This is a genomic window from Sorangium sp. So ce1153 (assembly GCF_051521595.1).
Lineage (GTDB): Bacteria > Myxococcota_A > Polyangia > Polyangiales > Polyangiaceae > Sorangium.
In genome coordinates this window covers 8,183,849-8,201,655 of sequence record NZ_CP150361.1, presented here as the reverse complement: position 1 = coordinate 8,201,655, position 17,807 = coordinate 8,183,849, and the positions used below count along the sequence as shown (strand labels likewise).

Below are 17,807 nucleotides of genomic sequence, written 5' to 3'. Positions count from 1 at the left end.
GAGCGAGGCGATACGCGCCGGGATTGCGGCGCTCACGCGCTCTCCACACACGCCTGCGCGAGGGAGCACCATGAGCAGCTCAGGGGGCAGGACGCGCTGGATCTCCGATTTGTCGTCAACCGTGGGTTGCACCGGTTGACGGCAGTGGTTGGCACCGGCGGTCCGCCGCCTCCCGGTGCCGAGCCCGTCCTCGAAGTCGTCACGCCGTTCGTTCGAGGAACGGAAAGTGCTGTGCCGGACAACGACACCGGTTACCACGACGAAGAACCACGTTCAGGGATAGGAAGTCGGCCTCCCGCCACCCCCAGGGACCACGCCGACCAGATTGCCCTTCCATGTCCATACGTCAGGACAGGAACCCCAGCCACAGACCCCAGCGGCCGCCCTCGGACCGGCATTCGTAGTCGTCCGCGCCTCCCGGGTTGTTGGGCCAGATGTACAGCTGAGCGGCGTCCTCGCACGCGGCCCGGCTGTCGTACGTGCTGTGCAGGTACCAGAAGTCCGCCGCCGCGAAGCTGGCCTGGCTACCGGTGCTCACGCTGGCTGATGCCGCTCCGGTCACGCCCATCGCGAGGCCCAGACCGACCCCCATCGCGACACCTACCGAAAGCAAGCGCTTCCCTCTGCTCAATGGAACCTCCTTTGGCTGGAACCGGCTGGAATCGTAGCAACAGGTGTACCAGTCGACTCCTCCCGGACCGTCGGCTCGTGAAGGATCCGGCTGCCCGGAGGGCCGCTCAGAATCTCCGTGTCGAGCAGGCTCGGCATCGCCAGTACGAGGCCCTGCGCGCCTACTTCGTCGAGGATCGAGCGAGCGCCGAGGTTGCGCGAGCCTTCGGGTAGGACTTGCCGAGACGCACCGTCTCGTCGAGCACTTTGGGCAAGCGAAAGGTACGGTGTGGGCGGCGCGCCGAGGCGCAGAGCGCGAGCACGCGTCGAGCGCGCTCCCGCCCTTCACTCGATGAGGGAGGGCGCAGCCGGCGTGTCGTCGCCGGCCTCACGCCGGTCATGCACGGGCGCCCTGCTTGCGGAACGCGCCGGGCGGCATCCCGTGCTCGCGGTGGAAGGCGCGGTTGAAGGCGGACACCGAGGTGTAGCCCACCGCCTCGGTGATCTCGGTGAGCGGTCGATCGGTCTCGCGCACCAACCTCGCGGCCTCGTGCATGCGTGCCTGGGTCAGGTACGCGAGCGGGGAGAGACCCACCTCGGCCACGAAGCGGCGCGCCAGCGTGGGCCGCGAGGTCCCGAGCTTCGCCGCCAGCGTCGCGACGTCCCAGGGCGCGGCGAGGTCCTCGTGGAGGAGCGAGAGCGCAGCGGCGACGAGCGAATCGCGCAGCGCGCCCAGCCAGCCGGCGCCGCCGGCGGGCTGATCGTCGACCCAGGCGCGGAGGAGCTGCACGAAGAGCACGTCGAGGAGCCGCGACACCACCAGGGATTGGCCGAGATCGACGCGATCGTGCTCGCGCGTCAGGCCGGCGATGGTCTCGGCGAGATCGGGCCTTCCGCGCGTCTTCTTCGCTGGGATGTGGACCAGCTCGGGCAGCACGCGCAGCGCCGGGTGGCGGGCGCCGGGGACGTCGGACGAGTACACCCCGCAGAGCACCTGCGTCTCCGCGCCCTGGCCGTCGCCGAGGCGCATGCGGCGGTCGATCGTCCCGCGCGCCGCGAGCCACGCGGCGAGCGGTATCCGCCGGCTCCGCGCGTGATCGGCGAGCGCGTGCGCGCTGCCGCGCGGCAGCAGCACCACGTCGCCCGGCCCGAGCGCGACCCGCTGCTCGCCGAGGAAGAGCCAGCACGTGCCGGCCGTGACCAGGTGGAAGGCCGCTTCCGCGGACGCGTCGACGCAGAGCCCCCACGGCGCCCGCGCCGACGAGTGGCAGTAGACCCGGCCGCGCAGGCGCGTCAGCTCCAGCACCCTTCCCAGCACATCGTGCACCGCGCCCTCGTTCATGGCAGCGCCACGGTAGCAGCCTTCTCCCGGACGATCGCGCCGTGAGCGCTTCAGACAAAACATCGAGAGCCGGAGCGATGGCACGTGGCGGCGACAATCCCCAACTTCTCTCGCATCGAACGGCTCGCGCACCGCAAGGGTGGTGATGCCGTATCGGAGGAGGCGGATCGTGAAGCGTGAACCTTTGGAGCAATCGTCGTCCTGGAAGCCCACCTCGCCGTCGTTCATCCTCGGCGCGCTGGGCGCCGCGTTCATGCTGTACCTCGCGGTGCAGGGCTTCGCCCAGCCGGTGGCGGCGGCTCGGGGCTTCGGCCTCCCGCTCCTCGACGTCGGAGACGCCGTCTTTCTCCACATCAAGGCGGGCCGCGATCTCGGGATCGGCCTCATGTTCGTGGGTCTGCTCGCGCTGCGGATGCGCACGGCGCTCGGCGTCGTCACCCTCGCCTCCAGCGTGATGCCGCTCGTCGACTGCCTGGTGACGAGCACGAGCGGTCGTTGCAGCATCTCCTACGCGCTGATGGTCCACGGCTCCGCGGTCGTCTACTGCGTCGTCGCCGCCGTGGTCATGCTGCGGACGCCGCGCCCCGTGCTGGAGGCGCGCGCGGCGCTGGAGCGTTGAGCGGCGCGGCGGGCAGCTGCCGCGCCGCGCTCACAAACCCCTGAAGGGCGTCGGCTTGGCGCCGGTCGTCGCCATGACGCCGCTCTTGCCGCCGAACGAGTCCCCGCAGAGCTCATGCCTCCGGTTGCCCCATGGCCTGGACAGCATCTGGGCCTTGCGGCGCAGGGCCGATCCATGCGACTCCTCGTCGGGGAGGTCACAGAAGGCAACGACCTGGACAGGCCTGGTTCGGCGGCTTCGATTGACCGATCGACGGATAGCTGGGCAGAGCGAGAGCTGAGCGAAGGGGGTATCTGTCCGATGATTGCAGCTTGGTACGAGAGACAGGGCCCCGCTCGTGAGGTCCTCCTCATCGGGGAGGTGCCGGATCCCGAGCCTGGCCCGGGTGAGGTACGTCTCCGCGTCGCAGCCTCGGGAATCAACCCCGGCGACCTGAAGAAGCGACAAGACGCGTTCGGCATCGGGATGCCCTATCCCCGCGTGATCCCACACAGCGATGGCGCGGGAACCATCGACAGCGTTGGTGAGCATGTCTCCTCGTCGCGGATCGGGGAGCGGGTGTGGTGCTACGGCGCGCAGAGCTATCGCCCCTTTGGCACGGCCGCCGAGTACGTCGTCGTCCCGTCGGCTCAGGCCGTGCCGCTCGCCGACGGCGTCTCGTTCGAGCAGGGGGCGTGCCTCGGCATCCCTGGCATCACCGCCCACCGGGCCGTGCACGTCGCAGGCCCCGTCGCGGGGCGTCAGGTGCTGGTGCAGGGCGGGGCCGGCGCAGTCGGTTGCTGCGCCGTGGGCCTGGCACGGCAGGCGGGCGCGCGCGTCATCGCGACCGTCCGCTCCGAAGCCGATGTGGCGGCGGCGGCGCGAGCGGGCGCCCACGAGGTCGTGCGGATGGACGGCCTTTCGACGGAGGAGGTCGTCGACCAGATTCGCGCGCTGGCTCCTGATGGCGTAGATCATGTCGTGGAGGTCGCGTTCGATGCAAACATCGGCGTCGATGAGCGACTCCTGAAGGTCGGCGGTTCCCTCGCCACCTACGCGACGGGAAGCGCGACGCCCGCGATCCCCTTCTGGCAGCTCCTGTTCAAGAACATCGGGGTCTTCTTTCTGGGCAGCGATGACTTCCAGCCGGAAGCGAAGGCGGCGGCGGCTGACGCCCTGAACGCGATGCTTCGCACCGGATGGCCGGGTTTCAGCGTCGACAGGCGCTTTCCGCTGGCGGAGATCGCCGACGCACACGAGCACCTGGAAGCACGACGCGGTTCGGGCCGGGTCGTCGTGATGATTCCAGACCGCTCACGTTGAAGCACCGAATGAAGATCCAGCTTGTTCCGCCAGCGGAGAAATATCGAGACACCTTCTTGCGTGGGCTTCGCGAATTCCGACGCGAAGGCCTTCCCTGGTGGGTCGGAGGCGATCTCGAGACGGTCGAACAGGACTTCGACGCGTTCGTGGCGAAGAAGCTGGCAGACTCGAATCGGAGAACCGAAGCCCTCGTTCCCAAGACGCAACTATGGGCCGTGGCGGAAGAACAGTTCGTGGGGCGGATCTCGATTCACCACGAGCTGAACGAAGCGCTTCGCATCGAAGGCGGCCACATCGGCTACGACACAGTGCCGTCCTTCCGAGGCCGCGGAGTCGCCACGGAGATGCTGAGTCAGGCCTTGCCAGTGGCTCGCGCGCTCGGATTGACTGCAGTGCTCCTCACGTGTGACGACACGAACGCGGCGTCCATCCGCGTCATCGAGAGAAATGGAGGCTCGTTGCGGGAGACGAGGGCCCTCGATGCGAACAGACCTCTGAAGCGCTACTACTGGATCTCCCTGTCATGAAAGCCGCGCCCGCTCGGCCCGCGTCAAGGACCGTCGCGGCCGTATGTTCGAAGCGCAGGACGAAGGCTGGTCGCGCTGCTGTGCCGCACAAGGAGCGCCTCGAGAAGGAGCGCTGAGCCGTCGCTGCCCAGCAGGCGAGTGGAGCCGACGAGGCCCACCGTGTGGACGACCGAAGCCTTGCGTCGGAATGGAACATCGTGGCATGCTGCAGCGCCGACCTTGGCGGGCTTCGCAGCTCACCCGCAGGTCGTCAGACCGCAGGAGGAGCCGATGAAACGCACGTGGACAATCATTGGGGTCGCCGACGTGGCTCGCAGCCTCAACTGGTACCAATCGCTCTTCGGTCAACCAGAGTCGGCGCCTGCTCACGACTATTTCGGCCAAGTCCTCGACACGGACGGGACGGTCCTGCTCTGTCTTCACAAGTGGGGAGACCATGAGCACCCAACGCTGAATAGCCCCGAACGAGCGGAGCCTGGCAATGGGCTATTGCTGTTCTTCCGGGTGGATGATTTCGACGAGGCGCTGTCACGCGCCAGGGCGCTCGTCAGTCGACTCGCGGAGGAGCCCGGGACGAATCCGGCCACCGGAACCCGAGAGTTCGCTCTCCGCGATCCGGACGGTTACTACGTCATGGTCAGCGCGCTCTCTTGAACGTGCATACGTTCCTTCGCGCGGCGGAACATGGCTTCCGGACGGCAGCCGGCCGCAGCGGGGCGAGCTCCGTTTCGATCGGCCGCTCGAGGATCCGGAGCTCGTGTGGGTCACGTGGCGCGACGCCCGGTTCGAGCGCTTCGCCCCGCCGGTGGGGGGGCGAGCGGGTCCTCGACGCGATCGGCCTTCAAAGGGCGTTCGCGGGGACGTGAGCCGGCGCGCCCGGGCGAACGCCGGCGCCGAGGTGCTCCCGGAGAAACGCGGTGGTCCGATCCCAGGCGAGCCTGGCCGCTTCCGGGTGGTGGACCTCGGGCCGCGTGTCGTTCATGAACGCGTGGTCCGCGTCGTAGACGTGGAGCTCCATGGGCTGGCCGCGCGCCGCGAGCTCCCGCTGGAGCGCCTCGGCGAGGGCGGGCTTCGCCCAGGTGTCGCGCGCCGCGAAGTGGGCGAGGATCGGCGCCTTCACCTTGCTGTAGTCGGTGGCCTTGCTCGGGATGCCGTAAAACGGCACCGCCGCCCCGAGCCGTGGAATGGTGGCGGCCGCGGAGAAGCAGAGCGCGCCGCCCATGCAGAAGCCGACGGCGCCGACGTGGCCGTTGACGCGCGGGTGATCGACCAGGAAATAGACGGCGCCGGAGATCTCGAGGAGGGCGCGCTCCCAGTCGAGCGCGTTCATCAGCTGGCTCGCCTCGGCCGGGTCGCGCGTGGTCTTCCCGTGGTAGAGATCGGGCGCGAGCGCGACGAAGCCGGCGCCGGCGAGGCGATCGAGCAGCGAGCGGAGGTGATCGCTGATCCCCCACCACTCGTGGATGAGGACGACGGCGGGCGCCCTGTCCTCCTGCGCCGGCAGCGCGATCTCTCCGCTGGCCGGCGCGCCGTCGATCGCAGGAAACGAGATCTTGTGCGCCATGGTTCTCCTCGGGTGCGAATGAGCTGAACGCCAGGAGATATAACGCCCTCGCCGTCCTGGCAATCTGCTCGCCCGCCCACGCGGCCCGCGAGTCGCGTCGCCTCTCTAGGTCCGGATGGCCTCGACGTACAGGGTCTCGTCGCGGTGGATGACGAGATCGATGTCGGCGACCTGCTGGTTCCTCCCCTTCCGGAAGGAGCGCCGCTCGATCGACCCCTCGTCGAACCCCGCCTCCCGCAGGACGTACGCCATCTCCTCGAAGTCGTAGATCCACTGGTGGCCCCAGTGCTTGAAGATCTGGTTGACCATCCAGGCCGGCCGGTCCTGCACCTCCGGGAACGGCTCGTCCACGTCGGGGAACATGCTGCCGAGCTGCTCGATGATCTTCGCGTGCTTGTTGAAGAACTTCCGCGACGGGTCGCGGTAGCCGTCGATGTAGATCGCGAGGTCCGGCGTGGAGATGCGGAGCAGGCCGCCGGGCTTCAGCACGCGGTGCGCCTCCTTCAGGAACCTGATCCCCCCGGCCTGCGACACGTGCTCGATGAGGTGCTCGGTGTGGAGCCAGTCGAAGGACGCGTCGGGCAGGGGCAACGGCGTCGTGACGTCGTACTCGAGGTAGTGGAACCGGCCGTCGAGGATCGCCAGCCGGCCGTACTCGGTGGCCTGCCCGCCGGGGTTCTCCAGCTTCGAGAGATCGATGTTCAGGCTGTCGGGCCTCATGTTCCAGAAGGAACACCCGACGTTGAGGCCGGTGAGGCCCGCCTCCGCGAAGAAGGCCGCCGGGAACGGCGGCTCACGACGCAGCACCTCGATCGATTGGATGCGTTCAGCGAGCATGGATGTCGACCTCGTGGATTGTCCGGGGCAACGCGCCGTTTCTAGCGGTGCAACCCCGTGTGTCGAGCGCGTTGCCTGGCGCCGCCTGGCCAGCGGCGGTCAATTGTCCCCTGGCATACCGCCGCGCCGGCGCTCTGCGAAGGGTCGCCGCGGATTCTTTACGTTTCTTCATACGATTGCCGCTCGTTCAACAAGACGCGCCGCCTTCACGTTTCTTCACCGGCCTGGTGCACGGCGGAAGCGCGTGATGATCAATGGACTTGGAGGTGGCCAGGCGCGCAGGGCGGGCTAGAGTTGCCCGCGCAGCAGGGCCCCGCGCCGCGTGAAGCCGGGCGCCTGGCCCGGCCGCGCGGCGGAGCTGCCGCACTCGTTATCTCGCACTCTCGCTATCCGTCGCCTGTCAGCCGCCTGGCCGTCGCCACCGGTCGCCACAGGTCGCCGATAGCCGTTGGTGGACGCCGCATGACCGATTTCCATTGCGTGTCGCTGTCGCCGATCCATTGGCCCCACCCCGGCGTCGCGGTCGCCACGGCGCGCGCCGGCGGCGTCGCGGTGCTGGACCGGGAGCTGTGCGGCGAGCCGGATCTCCCGCTCGCGCGCGAGAACCTCCGCCGCCTCCTCGACCTCGCGCCGGCGGGCTGCCCCGTCGGGCTCCGCCTCCGCGCGGACCAGCTCGCCGCGAGCGCCGAGCTCCTCGCGGCGCTGGCGCCGCGCCCGCACTGGCTCGTCGTCTGCGACTGGGAGGCGCCGCCCGCGCGCGCGGCGCTCGCAGCCCTCTCGCCTTCCCGCCACCGCAAGCTCTGGCTCGAGGTGCGCGACGGCGAGGGGCTCGCCGCCGCGGACGGCGCGCTCTCGTTCGAAGGCTGGCTCGCGAAGGGGCGCGAGAGCGGCGGGTTCGTCGGCAAGGAGTCGGCCTTCCTGCTCGCGCAGCGGCTGGCGCTACAGCCGCGCCCGTTCCTGGTCCAGGGCGGCATCGGCCTGCACAGCGCCGCCGCCTGCCGCGCCGCGGGCGCGGCGGGCGTCGTCGTCGACGACCAGCTCCTCCTCCTGCGCGAGGCGCCGCTGCCGGAGCACGCCCGCGCGGCGCTGTCCCGCCTGGAGAGCACCGACACGGTCGTCGTGGGCGAGCGCCTCGGCGCGCCGCTGCGCATCGCGGCGCGCCCGGATCTGCCGGGCAGCCAGGAGGTCGCGCGGCTCGCGGAGGAGCTCGAGCGAGCGGAGCTCGACGCGGTCGACGCGGTCGACGCCGCCGACGCGGTCGACGCCGCCGACGCTCGCCCACGGCGCGAGGACTGGGTCGCCCGGGCGAGCGCGCTCCTCGGCTGGGATCGGCAGGGCCGCGGCGCCTTGCCGCTCGGGCAGGCCGCCGGCCGGGCGGCCGAGTACGCCCGCAAGTACTCGACAACAGGGCGTTTTCTCCGCGCGCTGCGGGACGCCGCGTCCGGCCACGTCGAGCTCGCGCGAAAGCACGACGTGCTCGCGGCCGGCAGCCCGCTCGCCCGCTCGCACGGCACGCAGTACCCGATCGTGCAGGGCCCGATGACGCGGGTCAGCGACAGGGCCGAGTTCGCGGCCGCGGTCGCGGAAGGCGGCGCGCTGCCGCTCCTCGCCCTGGCGCTGATGCGCCGCCCGCAGGTGGACGAGCTGCTCCGGGCGGTCGAGGAGCGCCTCGGTGACCGGCCGTGGGGCATCGGGATCCTCGGCTTCGTGCCGCCGGAGATCCGGCAGGAGCAGCTCGCGGCGTGCGCGTCGGTCCGGCCCCGCTACGCGCTCATCGCCGGGGGCAGGCCGGACCAGGCCGCCGAGCTCGAAGCCCAGGGCATCCCCACCTACCTCCACGTCCCGACGCCCGCGCTCCTGCGCGCCTTCCTCGAGGGCGGGGCGCGGCGGTTCGTCTTCGAGGGCTCCGAGTGCGGCGGCCACGTCGGCCCGCTCACCAGCTTCTCCCTGTGGGACGCGATGGTCGACGCGCTGCTCGACGAGAAGGTGCCCGACGCGGCCGCCGTCCACGCGCTCTTCGCGGGCGGCGTCCACGACGCGCGCTCGGCCGCGATGGTGTCCGCGCTGGCCGCGCCGCTCGCGGCCGCCGGGCTCCGCGTCGGCGTGCTCATGGGCACCGCGTACCTGTTCACCGCGCAGGCGGTCGCGAGCGGCGCGATCGCGCCGGCGTTCCAGCGCCAGGCGCTCGCTGCCGGCGCCACCGTCACGATCGAGACGGGGCCGGGGCACGTCATCCGTTGCGCGGCCACGCCGTTCGTGGGCGAGTTCGAGGCGGCCCGCGGCCGGATGCGGCGCGAGGGCCAGCCCGCGGCCGCGATCAGCGCCGCGCTCGAGCAGATGACGCTCGGCCGGCTGCGGATCGCGTCCAAGGGCCTCGACCGCGGCGAGGAGGGGCAGCTCGCCGCGGTCGACGACGCGCGGCAGGCGGCGCGCGGCCTGTACATGATGGGCGACGTCGCGGCCCTGCGCGCGGGCGTCGTCGAGATCGCGGCGCTGCACGAGGAGGTGTCCGCGGGCAGCGGGCGCGCGCTCGACGGCCTGGTCCAGGCCTCGGTGGAGTACGTGCCCCGCCGCGCGCCGGCGCCCGCGCGCATCGCCGTGATCGGCGCGGCGTGCCTGCTGCCCAGGGCGCAGGCGCCGGACGAGCTCTGGAGGAACGTCCTCGGCAAGGTCGAGGCGATCCGCGAGATCCCCCGGGAGCGCTGGGACCACCGCCTGTACTACGACCCCGATCCGCGGGCCGAGGACCGGATCTACTCGAAGTGGGGCGGCTTCATCGACGAGCTCCCCTTCGATCCGCTGCGCTACGGGATCCCGCCCGCGTCGCTGCGCTCGATCAGCGTGTCGCAGCTCCTGGCGCTCGAGGTCACCCGGCGCGCGCTCGCGGACGCGGGGTACGCCGCGGGGGGCTTCGACCGCGAGAACACCGCCGTGATCTTCGCGTCCAGCGGCACGGCCGACCTGGAGCAGGCGTACGTGGCGCGCGGCCTGCTCCCGCTGAGCGTGGGCGGCCCGCTGAAGTCGAGCCTGGAGCGGCTGCCGAAGTGGTCGGAGGAGAGCTACGCCGGCATCCTCGTGAACGTCATCGCCGGGCGGGTCGCCAACCAGTTCGACCTGCGGGGCCCCAACCTGATCGTCGACGCGGCGTGCGGCTCCTCGCTCGCGGCGCTCGACCTCGCCGTCCAGGAGCTCGTCTCCGGCCGGTCGAACGCCGCGGTCGTCGGCGCCGTCGAGCTCGAGCAGACCCCGCACGGGTACCTGGCGTTCAGCAAGACGCGGGCCTTCTCGCCGCGAGGCCGCGCGAGCGTCTTCGATCAGAAGGCCGACGGCATCGTGATCAGCGAGGGCGTCGGCGTGCTGGTCCTGAAGCGGCTCGCGGACGCGGAGCGCGACGGCGACCGCATCGATGCGGTCATCCAGGCCGTCGCCGGATCGAGCGACGGCAAGGGGATGGGGCTCACCGCGCCCAAGCCCGCCGGCCAGCGGCTCGCGCTCGAGCGGGCGTACGAGCGGTCGGGCATCGACCCGGCCTCGCTCGGCATGTACGAGGCGCACGGCACCGGCACGGCCGTCGGCGATCGCGCCGAGCTCGAGACGATCGCGGGCTTCCTCAGCGCCGCGGGCGTGCCGCCGCAGCGCTGCGCGATCGGATCGGTGAAGTCGCTGCTGGGCCACACCCGGAGCGCCGCCGGGCTGGTCGGGGTGCTCAAGGCGGTCCTCGCGCTGAAGCACCGCGTCCTGCCGCCCCACGCGGGCGTGGACACGCCGCTGGAGGCGCTCGCTGCCGACGACTCCCCGGTGGCCCTGCTCGACGAGGCGCAGCCGTGGCTCGCGGGGCCCGAGCCGAGGCGCGCGGGCGTGAGCGCGTTCGGCTTCGGCGGCACGAACTTCCACGCGGTCGTGGAGGAGTACCAGGGCGACTTCGCCGCGCCCGCGCTCGGCGCCGCCGGCTGGCCCCACGAGCTCGTCGTCGTCGAGGCGCCCGACGCGCCGGCGCTCGTCGCCGAGCTCGAGCGGCTGGCGCGCGCGCTGCGCCGCGAGCGCGCGCGCGACAGCGTCCGCCTCCGCGACGTCGCCTTCACGTGCGCGCTCGCGGCGCAGCAGGGCCGCGAGCGGCGGGCCGCGGGCCCCGCGGGGGCCGCCGCGTGCATCGTCGCGGACGACGGCGAGCACCTCCTCGGCGCGCTCGAGCACGCGCTCGCGCACCTCGGGGGCGCCTCGCCGGGCCCGCTGCCCGCGCACGTCCACCTCCGGACCGGGCCCGGCCCGGCGCCGGGCAAGGTCGCGTTTCTCTTCCCCGGGCAGGGCTCGCAGTACCCCTCGATGGGCCGCGAGGTCGCCCTGTACTTCGCCGAGCTGCGGGACGCCCTGGAGGTCGCCGACCGGGAGCTCGCAGGCGCCCTGCGCGGTCGGCTGAGCCGCTTCATCCTGCCGCCGGCCGCCTTCTCCGACGCCGCGCGGGAGCGGCAGCGGCGCGAGCTCACGGCCACGCGGATCGCGCAGCCGGCCATCGGGGTGATCAGCGACGGGATGCTCCAGCTCGCGCTGCGCCTCGGCCTGCGCCCGGAGGTGCTCGCCGGCCACAGCTACGGCGAGCTGACCGCCCTGCGCGCGGCGGGCGCCCTGTCGCGCGAGGGCTGGCTCGCGCTCTCCGAGACGCGCGGGCGGCTCATGGAGGAGGTCCCCTCGGAGCCGGGCGCGATGGCCGCGGTGATGCTCCCGCGGGACGAGCTCGCGCCGCTGCTCGAGGCGTTCCCGGCGGTCTGCATCGCGAACCACAACGCGCCCGATCAGTGCGTCGTCTCCGGCGAGCTGGGCGCGATGACCGCCGCGCTCGACGCGCTGAGCGCGAGGGGGATCCGCGCGCACCGGCTCCCGGTCTCGACCGCATTCCACTCGCCGCTGATGCGCCCGGTCCGGGCCCCGTTCGCCGACGCGCTCGAGCGCGCGGCGATCGCGCCGCCGGAGATCGAGGTTTACGCGAACGCGATCGGCCGCCCCTATCCCCGTGATCCCGCGGGCGTCCGCGCGCTCCTCGCGGCGCAGCTCGAGGCTCCCGTCGACTTCGTCGCGCAGATCCGGCGGATGTACGAGGACGGCGCGAGGACCTTCGTCGAGCTCGGGCCGAAGGCGACGCTGACCGGCCTCGTCCGGCGGATCCTCGGCGACGAGCCGCACCTGGCCGTCGGCTTCGACGGCGCCGGGGGCGGCGTGAAGGGCCTCTTGCAGGCGCTCGCGGCGCTGTTCGCCGCCGGCGTCCGGCTCGACCTGCCGGCGCTGTTCGCCGATCGCCCCTGCCAGCGGCTCGACCTGCGCGCCCTCGCGGAGGGCCGCGCCGAGGCCGCGCTGCCCGGGTGGCGCATCGACGGCGGCCGCGTGCGGCGCAGCGACGACCCCGTCGGCCTGCTCGGCGAGCGCCAGCTCCTCGAGCACGGCGCCGCCCCCGAGCTCGAGGAGGCGCTCGCTGGCCCTGGCGCCGTCGCGCTGGACGGCCCGATCGCCGCCTACCGCGAACACCAGGAGACGATGCGCCGGTTCCTGTCGATGCAGGAGCGGGTCACCACGGAGTTCCTCCTCCGGCTCGGCGGCGGCGCCGATGCGGCCGCGCTCGCAGCGCCCGCGGCCTCGTCGGCGCCTGCGGCCCTAGCGGCGCCTGCGGCCTCGCCGACGCCTGCGGCGCTCGAGGCGGCGAGCGCGCCGGCGCGGGACGCGGATCCCGCGGCGCTCGAGCCCGCGGCGCTGCGGCGGACGCTCGCCACCCTTGTCAGCCGCCGGACCGGCTACCCGGAGGACATGCTCGGCCTCGACCAGGACATGGAGGGGGAGCTCGGGATCGACTCCATCAAGCGGATCGAGATCCTCGAGACCCTATTGCGCCAGCTCCCGCCGCCCGTGGCCGCTCGGCTCCGGTCGTCGATGGACCGGCTGTCCCGGATCCGCTCGATGAACGGCCTCGTCGACGTCGTGTCGGGCGAGGCGCTGGCGCTGGGCGCCGGGGCTGCGAGCGAGGGCGCGCCGGCCGCGCCGCCCGCCGCCTCGTCCGACGGCACGCCGGCGGGCGTGTGCCCCCGCTTCGTCCTGCGCGCCGAGCGCAAGGAGCTCCACGGCGCGCCGCAGGTCCGCCTGGACGGGCTCGTCCTCGTGACCGAGGACGCGCTGGGCCTCGCCGCGCGCGCGTGCGCCCTGCTCGCGCAGCGCGGGGCCAGGCCGGTCGTGATCCCGCGCGAGGCGCTCGAGTCGCCCGAGGAGATCGCGCGCCACGTCGCCGCCGCGCGCCTCGAGCACGGCGCCGCGCGCGGGATCGTGCACCTCGCGTCCTTCCACCGCGGCGCCGTCGACGGGCTCGGCGCGTTCCGGCGCGGCAACCGGGTGCAGGCCAGGAGCCTCTTCTTCACGGCGCAGGCCTGCGCGGGCGAGCTGGCCGCGGGCGAGCCGCTGCGGATCGTGGCCGCCACGCTGCTCGCGGGCGGCCGCGGGCAGGACGGCCTCGACGGGTCGGCGTCCGGCGCCGGCTGTCACGGCATCCTGCGGAGCGTGGCGCAAGAGCATCCCCGCGCGGTCGCCAAGGCGCTCGGGTTCGACGAGGCGCTGCCGCACGACGCCGTGGCGAGCCGCATCCTCGACGAGCTGCTCCACGCCCCGGACGACGTCGAGGTGCGTTACGCGGAGGGCGGGCAGCGGACGGTCGTGTCCGTCGCCCCCGCGCCGCTCGATGATGCGGCGGAGCGCCGCGACTGGGAGCCGGGCCCCGGCTGGGTCGTCCTGGTGACCGGGGGCGCGCGCGGCATCACCGCCGAGGTAGCGCAGCGGCTCGCGCGCCCGGGCGTGCAGCTCGTCCTCGTCGGGCGCGCGGAGATCGCCGAGGGGGACGCCGCGGATGACGGCGGCGACGTCGAGGCGCTGCGCCGGGGCGCCATCGCCGCGGTGCGGAGCGCGGGGCGGGAGCCGCTGCCCGCCGCGATCGAGGCCGAGATCAGGGGCAAGCTGCAGGCGAGGCAGCGCCGCGCCACGCTCGACGCCCTGCGCCGGCGCGGCGCCGCCGTGGAGTACCACGCGATCGACGTGCGCGACGGCGAGCGCCTCGGCGAGCTGATCGCCGGCGTTTACCGCCGCTTCGGCAGGATCGACGCGGTCGTGCACGGCGCGGGCGTCATCGAGGATCAGCTCCTCGCCGACAAGCGCGCCGACTCCTTCGATCGCGTCTTCGACACCAAGGCCGACAGCACGTTCGTCCTCGGGCAGGCGCTGCGCCCGGACGGCCTGAGGTGGTGTGTCCTGTTCAGCTCGATCTCCGGGCGGTTCGGCAACCGCGGGCAGTCCGACTACGCGGCGGCGAACGAGGTCATGAGCCGCCTCGCGGCGCAGCTCGACGCGCGCTGGCCCGGGACGCGCGTCGTGTCGATCGGGTGGGGGCCCTGGCGCGAGGTAGGGATGGCCGGCGAGGGCGTGCTCCGGCGGCTCGCGGCGCAGGGGATCGTCCCCGTCGACGTGGAGGCGGGCTGCCGCTTCCTCTTCGAGGAGCTCTCGCGGGGGTCCAAGGGCGACGTCGTGGTCGTCGCCGGCGAGGGGCCGTGGCGCCGCGGCGACGGCGCCGCGGACGCCGCGCCGGCGGCGGGCCAGGGCGCTGCGCCGGCGGCGGGGGAGAGGGCCGCGCCGGCGGCGGGCCAGGGCGCCGCGCCGGCGGCGGGGGAGGGCGCCGCGCCGGCGGCGGGCCAGGGCGCCGCGCAGGCGGCCGAGTGAGGGGAGGGCAGGGCGACGCCGGCTCCGCCTCGCCGCGGGCTGGCGCCCGGCCCGCGCGGACGTCTTCGGCATCCTTGCTGCTCCAGCGCGCGCTATGGTGTGGTCTCCCGGCCGGGGCCGGGGATTCCCGCCCATGCCGCCGACCCGCCTGCTGCGCAGCACCGAGATCCCTCAGGCCGACAACCTCGCGAACGTGCGGCGCGTGCTCGAGGCGCTCTCGGCGGGGGTGACCGCGAAGGAGCAGATCGTGGAGCAGACGGGCATCTCCTTGCGCCACGTCGGCTACGCGATCGCCGCCGCGCGCGTCCTCGGCTGGCTCGACGACGACGACGCGTCGCTCACGCCCGGCGGGCGCGCGCTGCTCGCCGCGCCGGCCGGCACGCCTGACGAGCGGTCGCACATGCGGCGCGCGATCTTCGCGTGCGACGTCGTGAAGGAGGTCGCGCCCGATCTCTTCGAGCCGACGCCGCCCACCGCGGTGGCGCTCGCGCGGCGGCTCTTCCGCTTCACCGCCGGCATCGGCAAGGGGACGGCGCGCCGGCGCGCGCAGACGCTGCTCGCCTGGCGGGGTCAGGTGCTGGAGCAGCAGCTGCCGCTGTTCCCCCGGCGTCCGAGGAAGCGCGGCGCCGCGGCTCCAGCGGGCGCTGCTTCCTCGGCAGCGCCGGGCGGCGGGGAGGGCGCAGCGCCGGGCGCTGCTGCTTCCTCGGCACCGCCGGGCGGCGGGGAGGGCGCAGCACCGGGCGGCGGGGAGGGCGCAGCGCCGGGCGGCGGGGAGGGCGCTGGCGAGCAGCCGCGATCGCCCGGCGCACGTCAGGCGACCGACTGACCGCGGCGGCCCGCGTCGCGCGTCCCCCGCGCCACCGCCGCTCGTCTCGTTACCGCGCTGCCGGCTGCTTGCGCCCGAGGCGCGCCGCGCGCAGCTCGTCGGCGGTCAGCTTGTTGTCGCGGTTCGCGTCCGCCGCCTTCACCCGCTCCCAGCGCTTGTCGCCCACCTCGTCCCTGGTGAGGAAGCCGTCGCCGTTCTTGTCGCTCCGGGCGAAGCGCTCCTTCTGCTTCGCCGCGCGCGCCTTCGCGTGCTGCTCGGCGTGCGCCTTGAGCTCCTCGGCCGACAGCGCGCCGTCCTTGTTCGTGTCCGCCCCGGCCAGCCGCTTCTGCGCCTTCTCCGGGAGCTCGGAGACGGCCAGCTTGCCGTCGCCGTTCTTGTCCAGGCGCTTGATGAGGCGGGCCGGGTCCTTCGGGCGGTGCTGGCGGCGGGCTTCCTTGTCCTGCCGCGGCGCCGGCGCCGCCTGCGTGCCGCCCGCGCCGTTCGCCGCGTAGGCCGCTCCGCCGCCGGCGAGCACGGCCGCCGAGAGGAAGGTGCCGAGGACGAAGCGACGGATCGTGCTGTTGGCCAGGTTCGAGAAGAGGGGGCGGTTCATCTTGGTCGTGCTCCTTGGTGCAAGGGCCAGCCTGTTCTTGCCGGCTTCTGTTCCTCGGACGCGCCCCGGCCGGCCCTCCCTACGCGCCCTTCGATCTTTTTTCTTCTGTCGATCGAGCGCGGCCGTGACCTGTGCGTCACTCAGGCCAGCAAACCTGATCACCCCTCGAGCTCCTCTCGCCCCGTGCGCGGCGCTCTCCCGGCGGCGCTGACAGTCACCTTCCTTCGGTGTTCGGCTCCACAACGGCGCACGCGCGGCTTCCCCTGGCTGCCGAGCCGCGCAACACGAGCGGCGTGGACTCGTAACGCCCCCCACCGGGCCGGAACTGTCGAGCCCGCTCTGCGCCACTGTGAAGTCGACTCCCAGGCTCAATTACAGTCATGGCTGTTTATTTTCATGTTGCTTGACGTCCATCCCTGGTGCCGTATTTTATGATTGCCTATGTACCTTGCGATGCCTGCCACTTCGCACTGGTACCACCGAGCCGGCAGGTGGTTCTCTCATCGCAGACAGCGCATCCGCGGTATGGAGGCCGGGCTGCTCGTGGGGCTCGCGTCGGTGCTCTCGGCGTCATGCGCATCGGAGGCGCCCGGCCACCCGGAGAGTGCAGTCGTCATCGGGGCTCTCCTGCCCTTCTCCGGCAGCGAGTCGGCCATCGGGCGCAACCTCGAGCAAGCCATGTTGCTCGCCGTCGACGACCTGAACGCTGCGGGCGGGCTCGACGGGAAGCCGTTCGACATCCTGAGCCGAGACAGCCACTCGAGCTCGGAGCGTGGGTTCGAACAGCTGGTCGAGCTGCTCTACACGGATCATGTGGCCTACCTGGTAGGGCCCGAGGAGAACAACCTCGCCCGCGGCATCGCGCCGGACGTGAAGGTGCTCGATACATTTCACATGTTGCCGGGTTACGCCGCGCCCTCCGTCGCGCGCAGCGAGACGAGGGGCGGCTGGATGCGGCTCGCTCCCTCCCCGCTCGCCGTCGGCTGCGCGCTGGCGAAGGTCGCCGTCCGCGCGGGCGTCCGCACCGTGAACAGCCTCGCCGCGCGGGATGACCACAGCTCCAGGGTGAGCAGCGAGTTCACGACCAAGTTCGCCGTGCTCGGGGGCAGAGCGCTCCCCTCCGAGACATTCGCGCCGGGCGAGCAGACGTATGTGAACAGGATCGAGTCCGCCTTCGCGTGGCACGCCGACCGCACGCTGCTGTCCGCGTATCCCGCCGCCGCCTCGACCATCGTGACCGAATGGACCCTCTCCGGACGCCCGGGCACGTGGCTGCTCGGCCCTGCGCTGCGCACCGAGGTGTTCCTCGCCAACATCCCGACAGGCTCTCTCGACGGATACGTGGGCGTCTCGCCTTCGCTCAGCCTGCGGAGCGAGTGCCACACAGCGGACGACGCCCGGGAGACGGTCGACTGCGCGGACGGGAACGCCGCCGCCTTCAGCGGGTACTTCGCCCGCCGGTGGGGCGGCGAGGTGCCGTTCCCCGCGGCTCACTTCTATTACGACGGTGTCGTCCTCATCGCGATGGGCCTCGTGTTCGCCCGGGCGACGAGCGGGGCGACCCCCTCGTCCGGGCATGAGCTGCAGAGGATCATCCGCGAGCTCAACAGCCCCGAAAACGAGGTGGCCTCCTGGCGGGATCTGAGAGCGGCGCTGACCAGGCTCCGCGCGGGGATCCCGCTCCGGTACGTCGGGGCGGCCGCCGAATACGAGTTCGACAGCTACGGGGCAGCCAGGCATCACTTCATGCAACAGTGGACCATCGACGGTGACGCCTTCGTCGATCTCGCCCCGGTCCCTGTCGGGTGTTACGTGGCCAACTGATCTCGCGGACGGCTCGGCGCCGCGC

At 72.8% G+C, this 17,807-nt stretch carries 12 protein-coding genes; 7 read left to right on the top strand and 5 right to left on the bottom strand.

All coding sequences use genetic code 11. The features are described from left to right. Window positions 1–346: 346 nt before the first annotated feature. Window positions 347–592: a hypothetical protein gene (locus WME85_RS29400; RefSeq protein WP_437825951.1), complete on the bottom strand. Its 246-nt coding sequence runs from the start codon at window positions 590–592 to the stop codon at window positions 347–349. Between the two features lie 414 nt (window positions 593–1,006). Continuing rightward, the gene (locus tag WME85_RS29395) at window positions 1,007–1,951 is read right to left on the bottom strand and encodes a cupin domain-containing protein (RefSeq protein ID WP_437825949.1); all 945 of its coding nucleotides are present in this window, start codon (window positions 1,949–1,951) and stop codon (window positions 1,007–1,009) included. A 169-nt stretch (window positions 1,952–2,120) separates the two neighbouring features. Between WME85_RS29395 and WME85_RS29390 the strand changes: the two genes are divergently transcribed. The 4 genes from WME85_RS29390 (at window position 2,121) to WME85_RS29375 (ending at window position 5,053) form a co-directional block, all read left to right on the top strand. Then, window positions 2,121–2,570 carry a DUF4267 domain-containing protein gene (locus tag WME85_RS29390; protein WP_437825947.1) on the top strand — a complete coding sequence of 150 codons (450 nt, stop codon included), beginning with the start codon at window positions 2,121–2,123 and terminating at the stop codon, window positions 2,568–2,570. Between the two features lie 300 nt (window positions 2,571–2,870). Continuing rightward, window positions 2,871–3,872, top strand: a complete 1,002-nt coding sequence (locus WME85_RS29385; RefSeq protein WP_437825945.1) for an NADPH:quinone reductase — start codon at window positions 2,871–2,873, stop codon at window positions 3,870–3,872. A gap of 8 nt (window positions 3,873–3,880) precedes the next feature. Then, entirely contained in the window at window positions 3,881–4,399 is a 519-nt protein-coding gene (locus WME85_RS29380) for a GNAT family N-acetyltransferase (protein ID WP_437825943.1), read from the top strand. Window positions 4,400–4,669: 270 nt separating this feature from the next. Continuing rightward, the gene (locus tag WME85_RS29375; RefSeq protein ID WP_437825941.1) at window positions 4,670–5,053 is read left to right on the top strand and encodes a VOC family protein; all 384 of its coding nucleotides are present in this window, start codon (window positions 4,670–4,672) and stop codon (window positions 5,051–5,053) included. Between the two features lie 187 nt (window positions 5,054–5,240). Here the strand turns inward: WME85_RS29375 and WME85_RS29370 are convergent, their stop codons facing one another. Continuing rightward, window positions 5,241–5,963: a dienelactone hydrolase family protein gene (locus WME85_RS29370; protein WP_437825939.1), complete on the bottom strand. Its 723-nt coding sequence runs from the start codon at window positions 5,961–5,963 to the stop codon at window positions 5,241–5,243. A gap of 105 nt (window positions 5,964–6,068) precedes the next feature. After that, entirely contained in the window at window positions 6,069–6,800 is a 732-nt protein-coding gene (locus tag WME85_RS29365; RefSeq protein ID WP_437825938.1) for a class I SAM-dependent methyltransferase, read from the bottom strand. A 462-nt stretch (window positions 6,801–7,262) separates the two neighbouring features. On the opposite strand from WME85_RS29365, the gene WME85_RS29360 reads away from it, so the two are divergent. Then, window positions 7,263–14,540 (top strand): SDR family NAD(P)-dependent oxidoreductase, encoded by a 7,278-nt coding sequence (locus WME85_RS29360; RefSeq protein ID WP_437825936.1) that lies wholly within the window; start codon window positions 7,263–7,265, stop codon window positions 14,538–14,540. 133 nt (window positions 14,541–14,673) lie between these two features. Next, the gene (locus tag WME85_RS29355; RefSeq protein WP_437825934.1) at window positions 14,674–15,366 is read left to right on the top strand and encodes a hypothetical protein; all 693 of its coding nucleotides are present in this window, start codon (window positions 14,674–14,676) and stop codon (window positions 15,364–15,366) included. Window positions 15,367–15,415: 49 nt separating this feature from the next. Here WME85_RS29355 and WME85_RS29350 read toward each other — a convergent pair whose 3' ends face one another. Next, window positions 15,416–15,958 carry an EF-hand domain-containing protein gene (locus tag WME85_RS29350; RefSeq protein WP_437825932.1) on the bottom strand — a complete coding sequence of 181 codons (543 nt, stop codon included), beginning with the start codon at window positions 15,956–15,958 and terminating at the stop codon, window positions 15,416–15,418. A gap of 525 nt (window positions 15,959–16,483) precedes the next feature. Here WME85_RS29350 and WME85_RS29345 point away from each other — a divergent pair. Beyond that, the gene (locus WME85_RS29345; protein WP_437825931.1) at window positions 16,484–17,782 is read left to right on the top strand and encodes an ABC transporter substrate-binding protein; all 1,299 of its coding nucleotides are present in this window, start codon (window positions 16,484–16,486) and stop codon (window positions 17,780–17,782) included. Window positions 17,783–17,807 lie beyond the last annotated feature (25 nt).